Raw genomic sequence first — 21490 nt, forward strand, 5'->3', positions numbered from 1 at the left:
GCACCCGCCCCGCCCCTACCCCCGCTGGACGTCGCGGGGCAAACGGGTGGGTGGGTGGGGAACATCCGCCGCGAAGCGGCGGGCTCGGTGCTCCTACCCCCGCAGGACGGCGCAGGGTGGCCCCCAGCCCCGCCCCGCCCCGGAAAAAGGGGTGGCTGAGGGGTGGGGCGGATGGCACCGTGAGGGCATGGATGCAGCGTGGGAGCGGCGAATAGCGGAGGCTTGGGGGGAGTTCGACTCCTACGGGGAGGAGGAGGGCGCGGTGTTCCGGGGTGTCATTGACGCCCTCGTGAGCGAGTTGCCCCCAAGACACCCCGTGGGCCTCTTCGAGCGGGCCTGCGCCTTCGATTCCACCGGCCACTCCGACCGCGCCGTGCCGCTCTACCAGGAAGCCCTGGAGCGCGGCCTCGGCGGGTACGACGGGTATCGCAGGCGGCGTACGGCCGTGCAGCTCGCCAGTTCGCTGCGGAATGTGGGACGGGCCCAGGAGGGCGTCGACCTGTTGGCGGGGGAAGTGGGGGCCTCGTCCGACGAGTTGGACGATGCCGTGTGCGCCTGTCTCGCTCTGTGTCTCGCCGATCTCGGGCGCGAGCGCGAAGGGCTTGCCCTCGTGCTCGGGGCGCTCGCGCCCCATCTGCCGCGCTACCAGCGGTCGATGGCCCGTTACGCCCGTGCGCTCGTCGCGGACGGACAGCCGTGAGGTGACCAAGCGACGATTCGCTCGTTTTGCTGAACGTGTCGTCGAATGTGCAGTCTCCGCCGAAGTCCCCGAAGTCCAGCGGCCCCGCCCCCGTCGTCGACGTGGAGCAGGCCGAGGCCGCCCTCGTCGAGCACTACCCACGGCTCGTGCGGCTCGCCTATCTGGTGCTGCCACCGGGTCTGGGCCGCAACCGCCGGGTCCTGACCGCCCACGCCCTCACCCAGCGCGCCCTGCCGCGCAGCCGCAGGACGGGTGAGGCGGTCACCGTCCCGGCCCAGCGCAGCGGGAGTGGTGGGCCGCAGGGGGACCCGGCCTACTCGTACGTGCGTCTCCAGGTGGTGTGCGGCGCCCTCGCCGCCGGCAAGCCCCTGCGGTGGCGTTCCTGGCCCAAGCGGGCCCAGCTGCCGCCGCTGCTGCCGCAGGTCCGCGGGCTGCGGCTCTTCCCGCGTTCGGGGGGCGCCGACGAACTCGCCCTGGACCAGCGCCTCGCCGACCTGTCGGCTGCCGCCCGCGCCGCCTACGTACTGCACGGGATGGAGGGCCTCGACGACGACGGCGTGTACGACGTCCTCACCGCCGCGGGCTGCGACGACCCCGAGGACGCCCTCGACGAGGCCGACGAGGTCGAGGAGCGGTACGAACTGCTCGCGTCGCCCGGGTTCGACCCCTGCACCCTCCAGGCCCGGCCGACCGACCTGATGCGGCGCAGGCAGCACATGAAGGCCGCCGGTGTCGCGGTCGCCGCCGCGCTGGTGTGCGGGGCCCTGCTCGGCATGCCCGGTGACGGCTGGGGGCCCGACGGTGCCGCCGCGCCGCCCTACGCGAAGAACCCGGCCGGGCAGGCCGCGCTCGATCCGGCGCAGTTGAGGGCGGCTCCCGCGGGGGCGTGGAAACGTTCCGCCCGTACCGACTTCTCCGTGTGGCCCGCCCGCGGCAGCCTCATCGGCGACAAGGAGCTGCTCCGCCGCGCCCTCGCCGTCTGGGCGCGGCCCGGCGAGTCCGTGCAGGTCTCCGCGACGCCGGGCACCGCGGCCGGGGCGCCGCCCGGCCCCGCCCAGCTGCTCTACGCCGGTGAGGTCGACTCCGCGCGCGTGGTGCTGCTCTACGACGGCCTGCGCATCGTGCGGTACGCCGAACCGCAGGAGGGCACGAGCGGCGCGGCGCTCGACTTCGCGCGCGTGGACGGCGCGACCGGCACCGAGGCGAACGCCGTCGTCGTCGACCGCGCCGACGGGAACATCCGCTATCTGACCGCTCCCTGGGTGCGGTCCGCCGCGGTGCAGGACCTGCTGAAGCCCGCCGTGAAAGCCGCTGCCCTGCGCCGTTCCGCGGACGGTGTCACCGATCCCTTCGCCGGGCCCTCGCAGACCGGCCAGTGCACGTCGTGGAACGCGCTGCGGCTGCGCGACCACACCGGCGCGGTGCGCATGTCGACCGACCTCGGCGAGCTCGTCCCCGCCCATCTGACCGCGGGCCGCCCGAAGGCGCCGCGGGAGGCCACGCCCGCGGACTGGTCGAAGTCGGCGTGCTCCCTCGCGTCGGTGCGCTCGCACGGCATCCGGTCCGTGAACTCGTGGACGTACGCCCGGCAGGCACTGCCCGAGGGCAACGGCGTCGCGGACTGGGCCTGCACCCGTGCCGAGACCTGGCGGGGCTTCGGCAGCCGGACCCTCGCCGAGATCCGGACCGCCGAAGGACCCGCGGGCACCGTCACCGCGCAGGCCGGTGACTCCCCCGCCTGCGGTCCCCGAGCCCCGCACGTGATCGCGGGCGTCCTGTGGAAGTCCCGGGCCGGGAGCTGGTACCTCCTCGGCGCGGGCAGCAAGAACGTCACCTCCATCACCGCGTCCGGCGGCACGCGCGTGACCGGCAACCTCCTCGCCACCAGGACGGAGCGGACCGCGCAGCCACGGCTCAGCGGCAGGCTCGCCGACGGGACGAAGGTGCGGACGCTGCGGTAGGCCGGGCGGAATGCCGGCCGAAGTTCCCCGCGCAGACCCCTGTACCCCCCGCACTACCGATCAGTACATTGACGCCATGTCTAATACGCAGAGTCGGGTGCCCGAGCCCGTCGCGTCCGAGCACATACCGCTCAAGGCACGCAACGTCTCCTTCTCCTGGGAGAACACCCCGCTCCACTGGCTCCCGGACGACCCGTTCACGACGCACACCATCAACGTGCTGCATCTGCTGCTGCCCGCCGGTGAGCGCTGGTTCGTGCACGTCTACAAGCAGGTGCTTCCGCTCATCCGGGACGAGCGGCTGCGCGCGGACGTCATCGGGTTCATCGGCCAGGAGGCCATGCACTCCCAGGCCCACGACGAGGTCCTGCCGCACCTCAAGGAGCAGGGGCTCGACCCGACGCCGTACACCGCGCAGGTCGACTGGCTCTTCGAGAAACTGCTCGGCGACCGGACGCTGCCGCCGGGCAGGGCGAGCCGGTGGTGGCTGATGGAGCGCGTCGCGATGATCGCGGCCATCGAGCACTACACCGCGTTCCTCGGCGACTGGGTGCTCAACGCCGAGGAGCTCGACCGCAGGGGCGCCGACCCGACGATGCTCGACCTGCTGCGCTGGCACGGCGCGGAGGAGGTCGAGCACCGCTCCGTCGCCTTCGAGCTGTTCATGCACGTCGACGGCGGCTACCGGCGGCGGGCCAGGACGTGGGCGACCGCGTTCAGCGCCCTGGTGTTCCTCTGGCAGCGCGGGGCGCGGTTCTTCATGGCGAACGACCCGACGCTCGTCGACGGCAGGGCGACCTTCAGGGACTTCCACCGGAGCGGGCGTGCCGGGACGCTGCCCTCCACCGGCGACATGATCCGCTCCATCCCCCGCTACCTGAGCCGGAGTTACCACCCCTCGCAGGAAGGCAGCACAGCGCAGGCCGTCGCCTATCTGGCCTCCTCGCCCGCCGCCCGCGCCGCTCTCGCCGCCGAGAAGGGGACCGTCTGACATGCCCCGCATCCGCACCGTCGCCCTCGTCGCGGGCGTCGCCCTGCTCACCAGGCGGGCCGTGCGCCGCCGCATCGAGGCCTCGCCGCTGTGGCCGCTGCCCGCCCTGGAGGAGCCGGTCTCCGGGCGGCCGCGCTCCCGGGCGCTGCGGCTCCGCGTCGCCCGGCACGAGAAGGTCGCCGACGGTGTCGTACAACTGCGCCTGGAGGGCCCGGACTTGCCGCCGTGGGAGCCGGGTGCCCACCTCGACGTCGTGCTGCCGTCGGGGCTCGTGCGGCAGTACTCGCTCTGCGGCGACCCCGAGGACTCCTCCTCGTACACCGTCGCGACCCGGCTGATCACGGCCGAACAGGGCGGCAGGGGCGGCTCCCGCGAGGTGCACGGGCTCCGTGAGGGCGCTCTGGTGGAGGTGCGAGGGCCGCGCAACCGCTTCCCGCTCGCCGACGCGACGTCGTACGTGTTCGTGGCCGGGGGCATCGGGATCACGCCGGTCCTGCCGATGCTGCGGGCCGTCGAGGCGTCCGGGGCGGAGTGGCGGCTGCTGTACGGGGGGCGTTCGCGGGCCTCGATGCCCTTCCTCGAAGAGATCGAGAAGCTCGGCGGGGCCGGGCGGGAGCGCGTCACCGTCGTCGCGGAGGACGAGGACGGGCTGCCGGACCTCGCCGCCTTCCTCGACGGGACGCCGCGCGGCACCGCCGTCCATGTGTGCGGGCCCGAGGCCCTGATGGACGCCGTCGCCGCCTTCCTGCCGGACGGGTGTTCGCTGCATCTCGAACGTTTCGCGCCACGCACGTCGGCCGACGGCAACGCCCCCTTCGAGGTCGAACTGCGGCGCAGCGGACGCACGGTGGCGGTGCCGGCGGACACCACGGTGCTCGCCGCCGTCCGCGCCGAGCTGCCGAACACCGCGTACAGCTGCGAGCAGGGCTTCTGCGGAACGTGTCAACAGCGCGTCGTGGAAGGGGAGATCGACCACCGCGACGAGCTGCTCACGGACGGCGAGCGGGCGGGCTCCATGCTCATCTGCGTGTCGCGGGCGCGCGGAGAGCGGATCGTCCTCGACATGTGAGGCGAGCGTCCCGGGCGGACGCGCACCGGTCGGCCGAGGGGCCGGTTCTGCTCGGTAAGGTGTTCGCATGACAACCGGGGTGCGCCGCAGGATGGGTGTCGAGGAGCGGCGGCAGCAGTTGATCGGGGTCGCGCTCGAACTGTTCAGCCACCGCTCCCCCGACGACGTCTCCATCGACGAGATAGCAGCGGCCGCGGGCATCTCGCGCCCGCTGGTCTACCACTACTTCCCCGGCAAACTCAGCCTGTACGAGGCGGCGTTGCGCCGGGCGGCGGAGGACCTGGCCGAGCGGTTCGTGGAGCCGCGCGAAGGGCCGCTCGGGGCGCGGCTGCTGCGGGTGATGGGGCGCTTCCTCGACTTCGTCGACGAGCACGGCCCCGGTTTCTCCGCGCTGATGCGGGGCGGTCCCGCGGTCTCGGCGGGCGGGGCGCTCGCGCGGGAGACGGCCTCCGCGACGAACGCGCTGATCGACTCGGTGCGGCAGGCGGCGTACGACCAGATCCTCGCGCATCTGGCAGTCACCGACCCGCCCGCCCGGCTCGAACTCGTGGTGCGGTCCTGGATATCGCTCGCCGAGTCGACGGCGCTGATCTGGCTGGACGGCCGGCGCATCCCGCGCGGGGAACTGGAGTTGCAGCTGGTGCACGACTTCGCGGCGCTTGCCGCGGTGAGCGCCGCGTACGACGAGGAGATGGCGGCGCTGCTGCGCGGCATCCTCGCCGCGGAGCCGGCCGACGGCCCGTTCGCCCAGCTCCTCGACCGGCTGTTCGCACTGGCGCCTCAGACCGCCGCCGACTTGCGGTAGGAGGCGTCCAGGTCGCGGACCTCGGCGGAGGCGTGCAGCCGCAGCCCGTCGGCGGGCTTCACGTACTGCCGTACGAGGTCGAGGGCGCCCTCCGTGACCCGCGCCTTGGTCTCCTCGGAGCGGCCGGGCAGCAGTCCGATCATGACGTGGACGATGCCGTCACGGCCCGCGCCGTCCCCCACGACGCACTCCTCGGTCCGTACGAACCGGGTCTTGCAGGCGTCCGCCGAGGCACCCGCGACGTCGACGAGCAGCGGGTGCAGAGCGAGGGCGAACCCCCTCCGGTCGAAGCCGTCCGCGACCTGCTCGGAGTAGTCGACGGTGATCTGCGGCATGGGCCACCCCTTGTTCGGTCGATGTCATCCCCACCTTTACGGTGACCGCCATGACGGCGCAACCGACCGTCCGCAGCGCGGACAGTGAGGTGTGGCTCGCGCGGGACGCAGCGGGGGTCCTAGCCGTCCGCGCGCAGGCGCATGGCGAGGAGGGCGATGTCGTCGTCGCGGCCGTGGCCGAGGCAGGCGAGGAGGGTGTCGCAGAGGGCTGCGACGCCGAGGGGTGCCTCGGCCGCGACCGTGCGCAGTTGCTCCATGGAGACGGCGAGGTCGGTGCCGCGGGTCTCGATGAGTCCGTCGGTGATCAGGAGGAGCCGGTCGGTGGGGCGCAGGACCGTCTCGGTGGTCGGCGGTCTCTTCAGGCCGAGGCCGAGCAGCGGGCCGCTGGCCCGGAGGTAGTCGGCGGTGCCGTCGTCGCCGACGATGAGGGGCGGGATGTGTCCGGCGTTGGCGACGCGGGTGTGCCCGGTGGCGGGGTCGGTGAGGGCGAGGCAGACGGTGGCGGTCACCTCGGGGTGGTAGCGCTGCAGCATGTTGTCGAGGCGCCGGGCGAGGTTCGCGGGGTCGGGGTCCTCGATGCAGTAGGCGCGCAGCGCGTGCCGGATCTCGACCATCACGGTGGCCGCTTCCAGGGAGTGGCCGACGACGTCGCCGATGCCGGTGAGGAGGCCCTGCGCGGTGCTGAGCGAGGCGTAGAAGTCGCCGCCGATCTCCGTGTCGCGGGAGGCGGGTTCGTAGCGGACGACGACTTCCGTGCCGGGTGTCTGCGGCACGTGCGCGGGCAGGAAGCTGCGCTGGAGGGTGAGGGCGATGTGGCGCTCCACCTCGTACATCAGCAGTCGCTCGGCGGCGACCGCGGTGGCGTGGGCGAGCCGCCCCACGAACCGTCCGGTGCCGGGCACGAGTCCGTCGGCGTACGCGGGTGTGGCGAGGCAGACCGGCGCGGTCCCTTCGCGGGCGCGGGCCAGGGTGAGCCGGGCGCCGTCCGGGGCCCGGCCGCCGCCGGCCCGATCGGTGTGGAAGAAGCCGGCCGGCCACAGGGGTGCGGGCACGAAGAGGTCGCGCACGCCGACCCGGCCCGACATGTCGCGCTCGATCAGGAGGGCCACCGCCTCGTGCGCCCCGTCGTCGGGCAGTGCGGCGGCGGCTCTGGGCCGCGACAGGCCTCGGTGGACCTCGCCGTCGTCGCCGAGGACGAACGCGGCGGCGGGGCCGTGGGTGAGGCGGGCCGCGCCGTTCGCGGCGGCCTCGGCGAGCTCGCGCGGGCAGCGGGCCGACTGGACGTCGAGGATGGTCTCGGCGAGCCGGGTGAGGTGTCCGGCCTGTGCCTCGGCGTGGGTGCGGTGGCGGGCGCCGCGGGCGGCGGCCCGCACGACGGCCTGGATCTCCTCCGGTTCGGCGGGCACGGTCAGATAGGCCTCGCCGCCCGCGTCGAGGCCGCGGCACCGGTCGGCGGGGGCTATCCGGGCGGCCGAGAAGTGCACGACGGGCAGCGCGGCGAACGGTGGCGACTCCTTCAGGCGGCGGCACAGTTCGAAGCCGCTCATGTCGGGCAGGCCGACGTCGACGAGTGCCACGTCCGGCAGTTCACCGGCGCGGTGGCGCGCGTCGAGCTCTATGAGCGCCTCGCTCGCGCTGGCTGCGAGCACGACGGAGTGGCCGTCCCTGCGCAGGACGGCACTCAATGCGTATCGGCTGGCGGCGACGTCGTCTACCACCAGGATCGTGGTGCGTGCCTTGCCGTTGACGCTCACTCGGAGGCCCCTTTGGGGCTGGTGGGGCAGACCCCCTTCGGGCCCGCCCGACCAAGTTAGCGCTCCGACGCACGCTCCGGGAGATGATGACGACGCTGCGACCGGGAACGGTGAAGATCCAGGAACTTTCCTCGCGGGGAGGGCTCGTGGCGATACGATCTGCGCCCGCTGCCGGGGTGCCCATGACCGGGGCCGGAACGCACCGGTGTGGCGCGGCCGTCGTGACTTTCGCGTTCCGCCGGACGTTTTACCGGGAGTGCCCGCCCGCCGCTCCCCGCGCCCCCGCGCCTGTCCCCCGTAACTTCCCGTACTGGCAAGGGACTCCATGACCCAGAACGTCACCACCGCGCCCACCACCGGCTCCGCGTCCGCCCGGGAGTGGTGGCGCGACGCGGTCATCTACCAGGTCTACCCGCGCAGCTTCGCCGACGGGAACGGCGACGGCATGGGTGACCTGCCCGGCGTCACGGCCCGCCTGCCCTACCTGCGCGACCTGGGCGTGGACGCCGTCTGGCTCTCGCCCTTCTACGCGTCGCCGCAGGCCGACGCGGGCTACGACGTGGCGGACTACCGCGCCGTCGACCCGATGTTCGGGACTCTCGCCGACGCCGACCGCCTCGTCCGCGAGACCCACGCGCTCGGGCTGCGCTTCATCGTCGACATCGTGCCCAACCATTGTTCGGACCAGCACGAGTGGTTCCGGCAGGCGCTGCGGGACGGGCCGGGCTCGGCGGCGCGCGAGCGCTTCTTCTTCCGCCCCGGCAGAGGCGCCGACGGGACACTGCCGCCGAACGACTGGGAGTCCGTCTTCGGCGGCCCCGCCTGGACCCGCGTCGAGGACGGCGAGTGGTACCTCCACCTCTTCGCGGCCGAGCAGCCCGACTTCGACTGGTCGCACCCGGACGTCCACGACGAGTTCCGCTCCGTCCTGCGCTTCTGGCTCGACCTCGGCGTCGACGGCTTCCGCATCGACGTCGCCCACGGCCTCGTCAAGGCGCCGGGGCTGCCGGACATCGGCCACGCGGAGCAGGTCAGGCTGCTCGGCAAGCAGGCCGTGCCGTACTTCGACCAGGACGGCGTGCACGAGATCTACCGCGACTGGCGCCGCATCCTGGACGAGTACGGGGCAGGTCCCGGCACCGAGCGGATCGCCGTCGCCGAGGCGTGGACGCCGACGGTCGAGCGCAGCGCCCTGTATCTGCGCCGCGGCGAGCTGCACCAGGCCTTCAACTTCGAGTATCTGACGACCGGCTGGGACGCCGCCGCACTGCGCGCCGTCATCGACCGCTCCCTCGCCGCGATGAACGCGGTGGACGCGCCCGCCACCTGGGTGCTCTCCAACCACGACGTCGTACGTCACTCGACGCGCTTCGCCGACGGCGACGCGGCCCGCGGGCTGCGCCGGGCGCGGGCCGCCACGCTGCTGATGCTGGCGCTGCCCGGCTCCGCGTACCTCTACCAGGGCGAGGAGCTGGGCCTGCCGGAGGTGACCGAACTGCCGGACGAGGTGCGGCAGGACCCGGCGTTCTTCCGCGGTTCGGGCCAGGACGGCACGCGGGACGGCTGCCGGGTGCCGCTGCCGTGGTCCGGTGAGCGCGCGCCGTTCGGCTTCGGTCCCGTCGAGGGCGGTCCGAGCTGGCTGCCGCAGCCGGACTCCTGGAGGGACCTGTCGGTGGCGGCGCAGACGGGCGACCCGGCCTCCACGCTGGAGTTCTACCGCCGCGCCCTGGCGGTGCGCCGCGCGCATCCGGCGCTCGGCGCGGGCCGTGACATCGCGTGGCTGCCGTCGCCCGACGGCGTGATCGCCTTCCGCCGTACCACGTCCGCCGGTTCGTTCGTGTGCACGACGAACGTCTCCGCGTCCCCCGTCACGGTGCCCACGCCCGGCACGCTCCTGCTCGCGAGCGCGGACGTGGCGCCGGAGGCCGGGCCGGGCGCCGAGGGGACCGTACTCCCGGCTGATTCAACGGTCTGGTGGGCAGCCTGAGATACGACCGGTACAGTCCAATCCTGTGACCGCACGGCTAGCCGACATCGCAGCCCAGGCGGGGGTCAGCGAAGCGACAGTAAGCCGCGTGCTCAACGGCAAGCCGGGCGTCGCCGCGGGCACCCGTCAGTCCGTGCTCGCCGCGCTCGACGTGCTCGGCTACGAACGCCCGGTGCGGCTGCGGCAGCGCAGCGCGGGCCTCGTCGGGCTGATCACGCCGGAGCTGGAGAACCCGATATTCCCCGCGCTCGCGCAGGTCATCGGGCAGGCCCTGACCCGGCAGGGGTACACGCCGGTGCTCGCCACGCAGACCCCGGGTGGCTCCACCGAGGACGAGCTCACCGAGATGCTGGTGGACCGCGGGGTCGCGGGCATCATCTTCGTCTCCGGGCTGCACGCGGACACCTCCGCCGACATGCACCGCTACGAACAGCTGCGGGCGCAGGGCGTCCCCTTCGTCCTCGTGGACGGGCACTCGCCGAAGGTGCAGGCGCCGTCCATCTCGCCCGACGACCGCGCGGCGATGCGCCTCGCGGTCACCCACCTCGTCTCCCTGGGGCATACCCGCATCGGGCTGGCCCTCGGCCCGAAGCGGTTCGTGCCCGTACAGCGGAAGATCGAGGGCTTCGTGCGCACGATGCGGGACCAGCTGGGGACGGACCCCGACGACATCGGGACGGATCTGGTCCAGCACTCCCTGTACACGCTGGAGGGCGGCCAGGCCGCGGCGGCGGCGCTGATGGACCGCGGCTGCACGGCCGTCGTGTGCGCCAGCGACATGATGGCGCTCGGTGCGATACGGGCGGCGCGCCAGCGCGGCCTGGAGGTGCCGGACGACGTCTCGGTGGTCGGCTTCGACGACTCCCCGCTGATCGCGTTCACGGATCCGCCGCTGACGACCGTGCGCAAGCCGGTGCCCGCGATGGGCCAGGCGGCGGTGCGGACCCTCCTGGAGGAGCTGGGCGGCACCCCCGCGCCGCCGGCCGAGTTCGTGTTCATGCCCGAACTGGTGGTTCGCGGTTCAACGGCTTCCGGCCCCGGGCGCCCCTAGGGGAACACCGGGGTCGCCGCGGGGGCACGGCCTCGTCCCTGTGGCGTAGAGAATGCGGCCCGAACCCGACCAGGGGATGATCGGTCGAAGGGTGGGAATCTGGCAGACTCTGTCCCTATGGGTGAGACGACCGTGACGACACTCCAGGGCCGGCAGAGGCCCGACGCATCACCCATCGCGGGCGAGGACGATGCCCGCAATGGGCGGACTGCGCCGCGTCGTCTCCGACGGTTCCGCACCCCTCGCCGCCCCCGGCTCTGGTTCGAGATCCTGCTGATCGCGGTGAGTTACTGGACGTACTCCCTGATCCGCAACGCCGTGCCGGAGCAGAAGTCCCAGGCGCTGCGCAACGCCGACTGGATCTGGCGCGTCGAGCACGACCTGGGCATCGCCGTCGAGAAGAGCGTCAACCACGCCGTGGACTCGGTGACATGGCTGATCGTCGGCATGAACTACTACTACGCGACACTGCATTTCGTGGTGACGCTCGGTGTCCTGGTGTGGCTCTTCCGTTGGCATCCGGGGCGGTACGCCGCCGCGCGCCTCGTCCTCTTCGCGACGACGGCGGTGGCCCTGGTCGGCTACTACCTGTATCCGCTGGCGCCGCCGCGCCTGATGAACGGCACCACGTTCATCGACACCGTGGTGGTCCACCACACGTGGGGCTCGATGGCCTCCGGCGACCTCAAGAACATGTCGAACCAGTACGCGGCGATGCCGTCGATGCACATCGGCTGGTCCCTGTGGTGCGGCCTGACGATCTTCGCCCTGGCGTCAGTGCCGTGGGCGAAGGTGCTCGGGCTGCTCTACCCCGTCGCGACGCTCGTCGTCATCGTGGCAACGGCCAACCACTTCTGGCTCGACGCGGTCGGCGGCATGATCTGCCTGGCCTTCGGCTTCCTGGTGGCCCGGCTCTGGTACGGCTCGATGCCGTACGCGCTGCCGCGCGACGTGGCGAGGACCGCACCCAGGTCGGATGCGGCCCTGCGCACGATCATGCGTCGCGGTACGTGACGTTCCCGCCCGCCACCGTCAGCCGGACCGGCGCCTGCGCCACCTCGTCGGCGGGCGCGGCCACCGGATCGAGGCCGAAGGCCGTGAGGTCCGCCCGGTACCCGGGGGCGATCCGCCCGGCCCTGTCGGCCTCGCCCGCGGCGACCGCGGCGTGCGAAGTGCACCCCTCCAGGGCCATGAGCCCCGTGAGCCCCTGGGCGGGGCCCGCCGCGCCCCGGGGCGTCCGGGCCGTGGCGAGGACCTCGCGCGCGTCGTAGTGCGCGATCGGCCAGTCCGAGCCGAGCGCCACATAGGCCCCGGCGTCCCGCAGGTCACGCGTGCGCCAGGCCCTGGCGGCACGGGTGCCGCCCAGCCGCTTCGACCACTCGTCGCTGTGGTCCGCCCGCGTGTACGCGGTGTGCGGCGGCTGCATCGAGGCGATGACGCCCAGCTCGGCGAAGCGCGGGACGGTGTCGTCCGGCACGCTCTCGATGTGCTCGATGCGGTGTGCGAGACGGCCGCTCTCCCCGAGTGACGCCACGGTGTCGAGGACGTGCCGCACGGCCGCGTCGCCGATGGCGTGGGTCGCCGTCCGCACCCCGGCCGCGTGCAGCCGCCGCACGGCGTCCGTGTACGCCTCGGGGTCGGGCCAGAAGGCGTCGGTGCCCTGGCCGTGGCAGTCCGCTTGCTCCAGCCACGCCGTGCCGCCCTCGACGGTGCCGTCCATGAAGAACTTGGCGCCGCCGACCCGCCACAGCCGCCCCGCCTCGGCCTGCAGCGCGATGATCCCGTCGATGCCCTCCTGCCCCACCCCGGGCATGCACCAGGGGGCGAGCCGCAGCCGCAGCGGCAGCTCGCCGTCCTCCTCGACCGACGCGAGGAGCTTCGGCACGTCGTCGCCGAGGTCCATGACGTGGGCGCCGGTCAGGCCGGTGGCCGCCATGGCGGAGAGCAGCTCGACCAGGCGGGTGCGGCGCTCGGCGTACGAGGGCCTGGGCAGCACGGCCTGGACGAGGTCCATGGCGGCGTGCTCGACGAGGTGCCCGGTGGGCCGCCCGTCCGCGTCGCACACGACGGTGGACCGCTGGACGAACTCGCGCGGCCCCTCGATCCCGGCGGCCCGCAGCGCGGCGCCGCTGACCAGCGCGGAGTGCCCGTCGTAGAGCCGGATGAAGGCGGGCGCGCCGTCCAGCACGTCCTCGATGAGGGCGCGGTCGACGGGCCGCCCGCCGAAGGCGTTGTGGTCGAGCCCCCAGGCGACCACCCACCCCTCGGTCCGCTCGGCGCCGTGCAGGGCCGCCCGCAGCGCGTCCAGGTCGCGCACGGCGGAGAGGTCGGTGCCGGTGGCCATCTCCAGGCCCCACACCGGGTGGCTGTGGGAGTCGACGAGGCCGGGGGTGAGGGTGGCGCCTGCGAGGTCGATCACCTCGGTGCGGGGTCCGCGTGCGTCCCGTACGTCTGCGTCGCCGTGGTCACCGACGGCCACGATCACGCCGTCGCGGACGGCGACGGCGGTGGCGCGGGGGCGGTCGGGATCGAGGGTGCGGATGTGGGCGCCGGTGAGGATGAGGTCGGCTGCGGGCACGAGGGGAGCTCCGTTCAGGTAGGGATTTCAAGCCCGTCCGGCGATTGAGGACGAACTCGGCGAAGCCGGTGACGGCGGGGCCGGAGGGTGGGGGTCACAGGGCTCAGGCTCGGCGGCGAAACCGGCGTACACCTCCGGCCTGCTCCGGCGGAGCCGTACCGCCAGGGCGAGGCCGAGCAGAAGGACGGCGGGCACGAGCGCGACGAGAACCGTGTTCACGGCCGTCGACGCGCCGGTGAACAGGTCGATGTGGGTGACGACCAGGACGAGCGCGGCGGTGAGCAGCACGGTCGCGGCGGCGGGCGCGACGACGGTGCGCAGGGCGCCTTCCTGGTGGCTGATCCGGCGGAAGTAGCAGGGTATGGCGATCGCGGCGAGCAGCTGGAGCGCCAACAGGCCGATCATTCCCGGGGTGTTGACCCAGAGGAGAAGCTGTTGGTAGGGGTCCGCGTCGGCCGCGGCGAAGGCGAGGACGACCACCGCGCCGAGGACGGTCTGCGCGGCGCCCGCGATGTACGGGGAGCGGTGGCGCGGGTGGACGCGGCCGAGCGCTTTCGGCAGGACGCCTTCCTCGGCGAGGGAGAGGCTGTAGCGGTTGATGGCGTTGTGGAAGGCGAGCAGGGAGGCGAGGACGCTGGTGACGATGAGGACGTGCATGAGGTCGGCGGCCCAGGCGCCGACGTAGGTGGTGATGGCGGAGAAGAAGAGTCCGGCGGGATCGGCTCCCGCGGCCCGCACGACCTCCTCCTCGCCGAAGGCCTGGACGACGGTCCAGACGACGAAGGCGTAGAAGAGGCCGAGGAAGGCGACGGCGATGTACGTGGCGCGGGGCACGGTGCGGTCGGGGTCGCGGGCCTCGCGGCGGTAGATGACGGTGGACTCGAACCCGGTGAACGCGGCGAAGGCGCAGGCCAGGACGGCGGCGGTGCCCGGCACGAGGACGTTGTCCGGTGCGAGGCTCCGCAGACCGAGCCCGTCGGCGCCGCCTTCGAGGAGGACGCCGGCGGCGAGCAGGACGAGGATGCCGGTCTCGGCGACCAGGAGCACGCCGAGCAGCTTCGCGCCGAAGTCGATGGACCGGAATCCGCCGTACCAGATGAGCAGCAGGCCCGCGAGGGAGACCGGCAGCCAGGGGATGTCGGCGCCGAGGAGGGCGTGCGCGGTGTCCTGGGTGGCGGTGCCGAGCAGGCCGTAGACGCCGATCTCCATGCCGTTGTAGCCGAGCATGGCGAGGAGCGCCGCGGCGATGCCGGCCGGGCGGCCGAGGCCGCGGGTGATGTACGCGTAGAAGGCGCCGCCGCTGCGCACGTGGCGGCTCATCGCGGTGAAGCCGACGGCGAAGACGGTGAGGGTGACGCCGGCGAGGAGGTAGCCGACGGGGGCGCCGATGCCGCCGAGCGTGAGGGCTATGGGGGCGACGCCCGCCATGACGGTGAGCGGGGCCGCGGCGGAGACCACGAAGAAGGCGATGTCGGCGGTGCCGAGTGTGCCGGTGCGGAGCGTGCTGGCGCTGGCCATGGGGTGGCAGCCCTTCTGCGGCGGGCGGATGCAGGGCGTGGCGTGGCGTGGCGTGGGGCGGGACATGGGGCTGGGCATGGACGAGGCATGGGGCTGGACATGGGGCTGGACATGGGGCGGGGCCGAAAACCTAAAGGCTTTCGGTTTCGGCAATGTAGCCTCACCCTGGGCAGTTCGGGAAGACTTCACGGAAAGATCGGGACGAGACCATGGGCCGGCCGCGCACGCCACTCCTCGACCGGGAGCGCATCACCACGACCGCGCTGGAACTCGTGGACGTGCAGGGCGACTTCAGCGTGCCGCAGATCGCGCGGCGACTGGGCGTCCAGACGGGCTCGGTGTACCACCACGTGGACGGCAGGGACGGCATAGTCGAACTGCTGCGCGAGCGGGTGGCCGAGTCGATCGACTCCGCCACGCTGGCTCCCGGCCGCCCCTGGGACACGGCCCTGACCGCCTGGGCCCGCTCCTACCGCGCGGCCTTCGCGGCCCACCCCAAGGCGATCCCGCTCCTGACGACGTCCCCGGTGCGGGCACCGCGCGTCCTCGACCAGTACGAGCGGGCGGTGACCCTGCTCCTGGACACCGGGTTCGCCCTGCCCGACGTCATGCCGGTCATCACCGGCCTGGAGAACGTCGTCCTCGGCTCGGCCCTCGACCTGGCGGCGCCGGAGACGATGTGGGTCCTGGCCGACGAGACGGCGACGCCGCGCCTGGCCGAGGCCCTCGCCGCGGTGCCGCGGGGGCGCGCGGAACGGGCCTTCGAGCTGGCGCTCGCGGGGTTCCTCGCGCATGCGCGGGAGATGCTGGCGGCGTACGACGCGTGAGTACGGCGGTCACGGTGATCAGTAATCGCCCTTCCACACCGTGAACTTGAGCCGGATGAACTCGGCGTCGATGTCACCGTCGGTGTACTCGGCGAGAGCGACGAGGCCCGTCGGCGAGATGAGGCACAGCCGCTCGCCGACCCGCATGTTCGGGATGAACACGCTGTCCCTGAAACGGCTCACGGTGCTGCACGTCTCGTACGTGCCGCTCTCCTTGCGGCCGAGAATCACCAGCTGCGCACCGGCTCCGACCTGGAGGTTGCCCGAGTCCCAGTAGAGCTCCTTGTCCGCCGTGTCCTTGCGGACGGGCCGCATGGGGTCGTCGGCGAGGCTGATGCCGTAGTCGGCGGCGATGTCGACGGTCGGCGACTTGAGGACGCCGGAGGCGCGGGAGTTCTCGGGCGGATCCGACCCCTTGGGCGGGTCGGCGGGGGCGGTCACGGTGGCGGTGGCCGTCACCGTCGCCGTGGCCGTCACCGTCTCCGTCACGGTCCTCGCGGTCGGCGAGCTGACCACTGTCGGCAGTCCGAAGAAGCCGAGGACCAGGCCGATGAGGCCGGTGATCGCGGAGATCCAGGCGGCCACCTCCACGAACCGCCGCCCGGGTCCCGGCGGCGGGGGCGAGGGCGGCGCGGGAGTGGGCGTCGGCGGCGCGTTCGACATCCCGGTCACCCCGTTCCCCCTCGGACGCACGGCGCGCGCCCGGCCACGTCACGCCACGCCACGCCCCGTCCGGCGTGTGGCGATTGTGCCGCGCCCCACCCGCCCCGGGCGACCCCCTCAGGCCGCTCTGGCCGAATCCGTACGCGCTACATCCGTACGCGTTACTTGAACGACTCGTCGCCGTCCCAGTTCACGTGGACGACCTCGGGGGCGAGGCCGTGGACGACCGCGCGGCCGACGTCGTTCTTGAAACGGTCGATCAGCTCTTGCATGCCGCTCAGAGGGTACTTGGCCTCCAACGCGGCGATCAGCGCCTCCGTCGAGACGCCGACCCCGCGCGCGAGCTCCGCGGTGTTGCCGGGCCGGTTGTTCCAGCCCTTGGCGTTGTTGCGGCCCACGTGGATGGACTCCTCCGCGGTGATGCTGGAAGCACCGGCCTCCTGGATCTTCTTCTGCCCGGCCGCCGGGCGGGCCGTCAAATGGAAGAGCGCTCCCTTGATCGCCACCACGGAGTCACCCGTGCCGCGATCCCTGACCTCGCCGCCGCTGGTGAGCATCACATTGAGGTGCACGGCCAGTTCGGCCGTCGTACCGCCGTCGCTCACGTGGACCGGGAGGGACAAGGAGATGAGGTTGTTGCCGCCGTTGTTCCAGCACTGGGGTGTGAACTTGAATCCGGCGAGCGTACGGTCCCGGCCCACGATGATGCCCTGGAGCTTGTTCCAGTCGACCCGGGGAGCCGTCTGGGTGCTGGGGGCGCGCTGCACGGCGGACGTGACCGGCACCGCGGTGGCTGTCGCGGTCGCGGTGTCTGTCGCTGTCGCGGCGCGCTGCACCGGTGCCGCTTCCGTGTGGGCCGCGGGCGCCGGGCCCGAGAGGACCTTGTGGGCGTTCGCCTCCGCCTCGCGTTCGAAACGGTCGGACGGGTCCGACACGCGGAGCCCGTTGCCGTGGTCGGTGCCCGCGACCGGGCCCTGCCGCTGCTGGATGACGTGCGTCAGCTCGTGGGCGAGCGTGTGGCGGTCCGCGCCGCCGTCACCGATGACGACGTGGCTGCCGGAGGTGTAGGCGCGGGCGCCGACCTCGGCGGCCGAGGCCTTCGCGGCGCTGTCGTCGTGGATGCGGACGTCGGAGAAGTCCGCGCCGAGGCGGGCCTCCATGTCGGTGCGGGTGGCGGTGTCGAGGGGCCGGCCGCCGGCGCGGAGGACGTCGTGGACGGCGGACCGCTGCACCGCTTGGACGACAGCCGCGTTGCCCGCGGTGCGCTGCAGCGCCATGAGCTCCTGCGCGCTCATGGTGCCGCCCGCGCTTGACGGCGACGCGGCGGCGCGGGCCGGTGTGCGGCCGGCTCGCTCCCCGTCGGCGGGTCGGGCGGTTTCGCGGGCGCGCATGGGGCCTCCAGGGAGACGGACTGGGACTCTTCCTGGATACGCCATGGGGTGGCCGCCGGGCCAGGTGCGCAAGGGCAGGGTTGGGTGTCTGTTGGGGCAGCGCGAGGGGGCGGCGCCGGGTTCGCAGAGGCCGGCCTCAGGAGCCGTAGAACCGTTCCTCCATCACCGCCCGAGCCCTCCTCGTGCTGCGGCGGTAGTCGTCCAGCATGTCGCCCACGTGGCCGGTGTCGTAGCCCAAGTAACGTGCCACGGCGGCCAGTTCGCGGCCGTCGGAGGGGAATGTGTCGCCCGCGCGGCCGCGGACCAGCATCACCGCGTTGCGTACGCGGGTCGCGAGGACCCACGCCTCGTCGAGGGTCGCCGCGTCGTCGGCCGGGATCAGCTCCGCCTCGCGTGCGGCGGCCAGGGCCGCGCGCGTGCGGGTCGTGCGCAGGCCCGGCACGGTACCGGCGTGCTGCAACTGCAGGAGCTGTACGGTCCATTCGACGTCGGAGAGGCCGCCGCGGCCCAGCTTCGCGTGCAGGGTCGGGTCCGTGCCGCGCGGCATCCGCTCCGCCTCCATGCGGGCCTTGAGGCGGCGGATCTCGCGGACCGCGTCCTCGCCGATGCCGTCCGCCGGATAGCGGAGGGGATCGACGAGGTCGATGAAGGCGCGGCCCAACTCCTCGTCACCGGCGACTGGTTCGGCCCGCAGCAGCGCCTGGGACTCCCAGACGAGGGACCAACGGCGGTAGTACGCCTCGTACGATCCGAGGGTGCGCACCAGCGGGCCGCTCCTGCCCTCCGGGCGCAGGTCCGCGTCGATGAGCAACGGCGGGTCGGCGGACGGGAGTTGGAGGAGGCGGCGCATCTCGGCGACGACCTTGGCCGCCGCCTTCGCCGCCTCCTGCTCGTCGGCGCCCTCGCGCGGCTCGTGGACGAACAGGACGTCCGCGTCCGATCCGTAGGCCAGCTCGTGGCCGCCGAAGCGGCCCATGCCGATGACCGCGAAGCGGGTGGGGAGCGTGTTGCCCCAGCCCTCGCGGACGACCGCGCGCAGCGTGCCCGCGATCGTGGCGGCCGTCAGGTCCGAGACCGCGTCGCCCACCCGGTCCGCGAGCGCGCCCGGATCGGCCTCGGCGGGGCTGTCCTCCGTGCCGTACGAGCTGATGATGTCGCCCGCGGCGGTGCGGAACAGCTCGCGGCGGCGCATGCCGCGCGCCACCGCGACGGCCTGCTCGGCGCCGTCGGCGCGGCGCACCGCCGCCAGGACCTCCTGCTCCAGGTGGGCGCGGCCGCGCGGTTCGAGGCCGCGCTGGTCGCCGAGGAGGGCGACGGCCTCGGGGGCGCGCAGGAGCAGGTCGGGGGCGAGGCGTCCGGCGGACAGGACGCGGGCGAGGTTCTCGGCCGCCGCGCCCTCGTCCCGCAGCAGCCGCAGGTACCAGGGGGTCTTGCCGAGCGCGTCGGACACCTTGCGGAAGCCGAGGAGGCCCGCGTCCGGGTCGGCGGAGTCCGCGAACCAGCCCAGCAGGACCGGCAGCAGGGTGCGCTGGATGGCCGCCTTGCGGGACACGCCGGACGCCAGCGCCTCCAGGTGCCTGAGCGCGGCGCTGGGGTCCGCGTAGCCGAGCGCGACGAGCCGCTCGCGGGCCGCCTCCGTACTCAACCGCGCCTCGCCGGGCGCGAGTTGGGCGACCGCGTCGAGCAGCGGGCGGTAGAACAGCTTCTCGTGCAGGCGGCGCACCACGGAGGTGTGCCGCTTCCACGCGCGGTTCAGTTCGGTGATCGGCTCCGTGCGCATCCCCAGGGAGCGGCCGATGCGCCGCAGGTCGGCGTCGCCCTCCGGCACGAGGTGGGTGCGGCGCAGCTTGTAGAGCTGGATGCGGTGTTCGAGCGAGCGCAGGAAGCGGTACGCGTCGTCGAGCTGGGCGGCGTCCACACGCCCCACGTAACCGCCCGTGCCCAGCGCGTGCAGCGCGACCAGCGTCGACCCGCTGCGGATCGAGGGGTCGCTGCGGCCGTGCACCAACTGCAGCATCTGCACGGCGAATTCGACGTCGCGCAGGCCTCCGGGGCCGAGCTTCAGCTCCCGGTCGACCTCCCCGGCCGGGATGTTCTCGACGACCCTGCGGCGCATCTTCTGCACGTCGGTCACGAAGTTCTCGCGCTCGGCGGCGTGCCAGACGAGGGGCGCGAGCGTGGCGACGTACTCCTCGCCGAGCGCGAGGTCGCCCGCGACCGGGCGGGCCTTGAGGAGCGCCTGGAACTCCCAGGTCTTCGCCCACCGCTGGTAGTACGCGAGGTGGCTGGAGAGCGTGCGCACCAGAGGACCGTTCCTGCCCTCGGGGCGGAGGTTCGCGTCGACGGGCCAGATGGTGCCCTCGACGTTCGTCTCGGAGCAGATCCGCATCATGTGCGAGGCCAGCCTGGTCGCGGCCCGCAGTGCCTTGCCCTCGTCGGCGCCGTCGGTGCCGTCAGCGCCGTTGGCGGGCTCCGCCACGAAGATGACGTCGACGTCGGACACGTAGTTCAGCTCGTGGCCGCCGCACTTGCCCATCGCGATGACCGCGAGCCTGCACAGCGCCGCGTCGCCGGGCGCCGCCGCGCGGGCCATGGCGAGCGCCGCCCGCAGCGTCGCCGTCGCGAGGTCCGCGAGCTCGGCCGCCGCCTCGGCGACGTCCGTCGTGCCGCACACGTCGCGCGCCGCGATGGAGAGCAGGCAGCGGCGGTAGGCGACGCGCAGCGACACCGGGTCGGTGGCGACGGCGAGACCCCGCTCGAACTCCGCCACGCCGGGGTGCAGGTCCGCCGACTCGTACGTGACGAGGGCACGCCAGTCGCCGGGATGCGTGGCCAGGTGGTCGGCCAGGGCCTCGGAGGCGCCGAGCACGCCGAGGAGGCGGTCACGCAGGGGCTTCGCGGTGACGAGGGTGTCGAGCAGCTCCCGCCGCCCGAGGTCGCTCCCCTGCGCCTCCACGAGCCGGACCAGGCCCAGCAACGCCAGATCGGGGTCGGCGGTGGCGCCGAGCGCGTCCAGGAGCAGCGGGTCGGAGCGTACGGCGCTCAGCGCGGGGTCGTCGAGCAGCCGCTCGGCGGCGGACGGGTCGGTGAAACCGTGCCGCAGCAGCCGCGTGAACGTACTGCTCCGTCGCCCTTGCGGCAGCGTCATGCCGATCCTCCGTTCGATCACTCCTCGGCCCGAGCCTACGGCCTGACCGGCGAACTCGGCGCGCCCGCGGAGTCCGCCCCTTCGAACCGTCCCTTCGAACCGCCTCTTCGAACCGCCTCTTCGCCTCTTCGAGGAGCGCGCGGCCCGTGATCCAGCGGCCGGCCCGGGGACCGTACGCCCGAGTGGCGGGCCACGACCTCGCGGAACGCTGACACGGCCCCAACTCCCTGATGTACTGCGGCCCATGGAATACACACTCGAAGTGATCCCGCTGCCGGTCTCCGACATCGACCGGTCCATGGAGTTCTACCGCGACAAGCTCGGCTTCCACGTCGACATCGACACGGAGGTCATGCCGGGCATGCGCATCGTCCAGCTGACCCCACCGGGCTCGGGCTGTTCCATCGCCTTGGCGGGCGACGCGCTCTGGGAGACGATGGCAGGACCGCGGCCGGCCTCCGGTTCCTACCAGGGCCTGCAGCTGTGCGTCGCCGACGCGAAGGCGGCGCACGCGGAGCTGGTCGCGCGCGGGCTCGACGTCTCCGAGCCGGTGCAGCACGCGCCGCAGGACGGCGGCACGTTCATGTACTTCTCGGACCCGGACGGGAACGGGTGGGCGATCCAGGAGTACCGGGTGCGGGCGACCACCTCGCTGCGGGACGCGATCGTGCCGAAGGCCTGACCGGCCGGGGACGCCGGGCTGCCCCGCCCG

Annotated in this window: 17 protein-coding genes; 10 read left to right on the top strand and 7 right to left on the bottom strand. The window is 73.2% G+C overall.

The annotated features are described in order from the left end of the window. Positions 1-187: 187 nt before the first annotated feature. The 5 genes from AB0H82_RS34845 (at position 188) to AB0H82_RS34865 (ending at position 5526) form a co-directional block, all read left to right on the top strand. Complete coding sequence (locus AB0H82_RS34845) at positions 188-700, top strand: tetratricopeptide repeat protein (RefSeq protein ID WP_362999537.1); 513 nt, start codon at positions 188-190, stop codon at positions 698-700. A gap of 47 nt (positions 701-747) precedes the next feature. Further along, positions 748-2661 carry a hypothetical protein gene (locus AB0H82_RS34850; RefSeq protein WP_362999538.1) on the top strand — a complete coding sequence of 638 codons (1914 nt, stop codon included), beginning with the start codon at positions 748-750 and terminating at the stop codon, positions 2659-2661. Between the two features lie 76 nt (positions 2662-2737). Then, positions 2738-3652 (top strand): metal-dependent hydrolase, encoded by a 915-nt coding sequence (locus AB0H82_RS34855; protein ID WP_362999539.1) that lies wholly within the window; start codon positions 2738-2740, stop codon positions 3650-3652. Between the two features lies 1 nt (position 3653). Then, entirely contained in the window at positions 3654-4721 is a 1068-nt protein-coding gene (locus tag AB0H82_RS34860; protein WP_362999540.1) for a PDR/VanB family oxidoreductase, read from the top strand. A 67-nt stretch (positions 4722-4788) separates the two neighbouring features. Then, positions 4789-5526: a TetR/AcrR family transcriptional regulator gene (locus AB0H82_RS34865; protein WP_362999541.1), complete on the top strand. Its 738-nt coding sequence runs from the start codon at positions 4789-4791 to the stop codon at positions 5524-5526. On the opposite strand, the gene AB0H82_RS34870 is transcribed toward AB0H82_RS34865, so the two are convergent. Further along, entirely contained in the window at positions 5502-5861 is a 360-nt protein-coding gene (locus AB0H82_RS34870; protein ID WP_362999542.1) for an isomerase, read from the bottom strand. The two genes, AB0H82_RS34865 and AB0H82_RS34870, sit on opposite strands and share 25 nt — an antisense overlap. Positions 5862-5980: 119 nt before the next feature. Next, positions 5981-7615: a fused response regulator/phosphatase gene (locus tag AB0H82_RS34875; RefSeq protein ID WP_362999543.1), complete on the bottom strand. Its 1635-nt coding sequence runs from the start codon at positions 7613-7615 to the stop codon at positions 5981-5983. Between the two features lie 325 nt (positions 7616-7940). On the opposite strand from AB0H82_RS34875, the gene AB0H82_RS34880 reads away from it, so the two are divergent. The 3 genes from AB0H82_RS34880 to AB0H82_RS34890 all read left to right on the top strand — a co-directional run bounded on the left by AB0H82_RS34880 (position 7941) and on the right by AB0H82_RS34890 (position 11667). Beyond that, entirely contained in the window at positions 7941-9602 is a 1662-nt protein-coding gene (locus AB0H82_RS34880) for a glycoside hydrolase family 13 protein (protein ID WP_362999544.1), read from the top strand. A gap of 25 nt (positions 9603-9627) precedes the next feature. Further along, positions 9628-10653: a LacI family DNA-binding transcriptional regulator gene (locus tag AB0H82_RS34885; protein ID WP_362999545.1), complete on the top strand. Its 1026-nt coding sequence runs from the start codon at positions 9628-9630 to the stop codon at positions 10651-10653. 117 nt (positions 10654-10770) lie between these two features. Next, positions 10771-11667 (top strand): phosphatase PAP2 family protein, encoded by an 897-nt coding sequence (locus AB0H82_RS34890; RefSeq protein ID WP_362999546.1) that lies wholly within the window; start codon positions 10771-10773, stop codon positions 11665-11667. On the opposite strand, the gene AB0H82_RS34895 is transcribed toward AB0H82_RS34890, so the two are convergent. Both AB0H82_RS34895 and AB0H82_RS34900 read right to left on the bottom strand, forming a co-directional pair. Continuing rightward, positions 11648-13231: an amidohydrolase gene (locus tag AB0H82_RS34895; protein ID WP_362999547.1), complete on the bottom strand. Its 1584-nt coding sequence runs from the start codon at positions 13229-13231 to the stop codon at positions 11648-11650. The two genes, AB0H82_RS34890 and AB0H82_RS34895, sit on opposite strands and share 20 nt — an antisense overlap. A gap of 27 nt (positions 13232-13258) precedes the next feature. Continuing rightward, a complete protein-coding gene (locus tag AB0H82_RS34900) occupies positions 13259-14749 on the bottom strand; it encodes an APC family permease (RefSeq protein ID WP_362999548.1) in 1491 nt (496 codons plus the stop codon). A 209-nt stretch (positions 14750-14958) separates the two neighbouring features. Between AB0H82_RS34900 and AB0H82_RS34905 the strand changes: the two genes are divergently transcribed. Further along, positions 14959-15576 (top strand): TetR/AcrR family transcriptional regulator C-terminal domain-containing protein, encoded by a 618-nt coding sequence (locus tag AB0H82_RS34905; protein ID WP_362999549.1) that lies wholly within the window; start codon positions 14959-14961, stop codon positions 15574-15576. Between the two features lie 18 nt (positions 15577-15594). Here AB0H82_RS34905 and AB0H82_RS34910 read toward each other — a convergent pair whose 3' ends face one another. The 3 genes from AB0H82_RS34910 to AB0H82_RS34920 form a co-directional block, all read right to left on the bottom strand. Continuing rightward, entirely contained in the window at positions 15595-16239 is a 645-nt protein-coding gene (locus AB0H82_RS34910) for a hypothetical protein (protein WP_362999550.1), read from the bottom strand. 161 nt (positions 16240-16400) lie between these two features. Continuing rightward, positions 16401-17630 carry a DUF4157 domain-containing protein gene (locus AB0H82_RS34915; RefSeq protein ID WP_362999551.1) on the bottom strand — a complete coding sequence of 410 codons (1230 nt, stop codon included), beginning with the start codon at positions 17628-17630 and terminating at the stop codon, positions 16401-16403. A 136-nt stretch (positions 17631-17766) separates the two neighbouring features. Further along, positions 17767-20778, bottom strand: coding sequence for a bifunctional [glutamine synthetase] adenylyltransferase/[glutamine synthetase]-adenylyl-L-tyrosine phosphorylase (locus tag AB0H82_RS34920; protein WP_362999552.1), 3012 nt, complete (start codon positions 20776-20778; stop codon positions 17767-17769). A gap of 244 nt (positions 20779-21022) precedes the next feature. Here AB0H82_RS34920 and AB0H82_RS34925 point away from each other — a divergent pair, with 244 nt between their 5' ends. Then, positions 21023-21460 carry a VOC family protein gene (locus AB0H82_RS34925; protein ID WP_362999553.1) on the top strand — a complete coding sequence of 146 codons (438 nt, stop codon included), beginning with the start codon at positions 21023-21025 and terminating at the stop codon, positions 21458-21460. Positions 21461-21490 lie beyond the last annotated feature (30 nt).

It is taken from the genome of Streptomyces sp. NPDC050732, assembly GCF_040654255.1.
Taxonomy (GTDB): domain Bacteria; phylum Actinomycetota; class Actinomycetes; order Streptomycetales; family Streptomycetaceae; genus Streptomyces.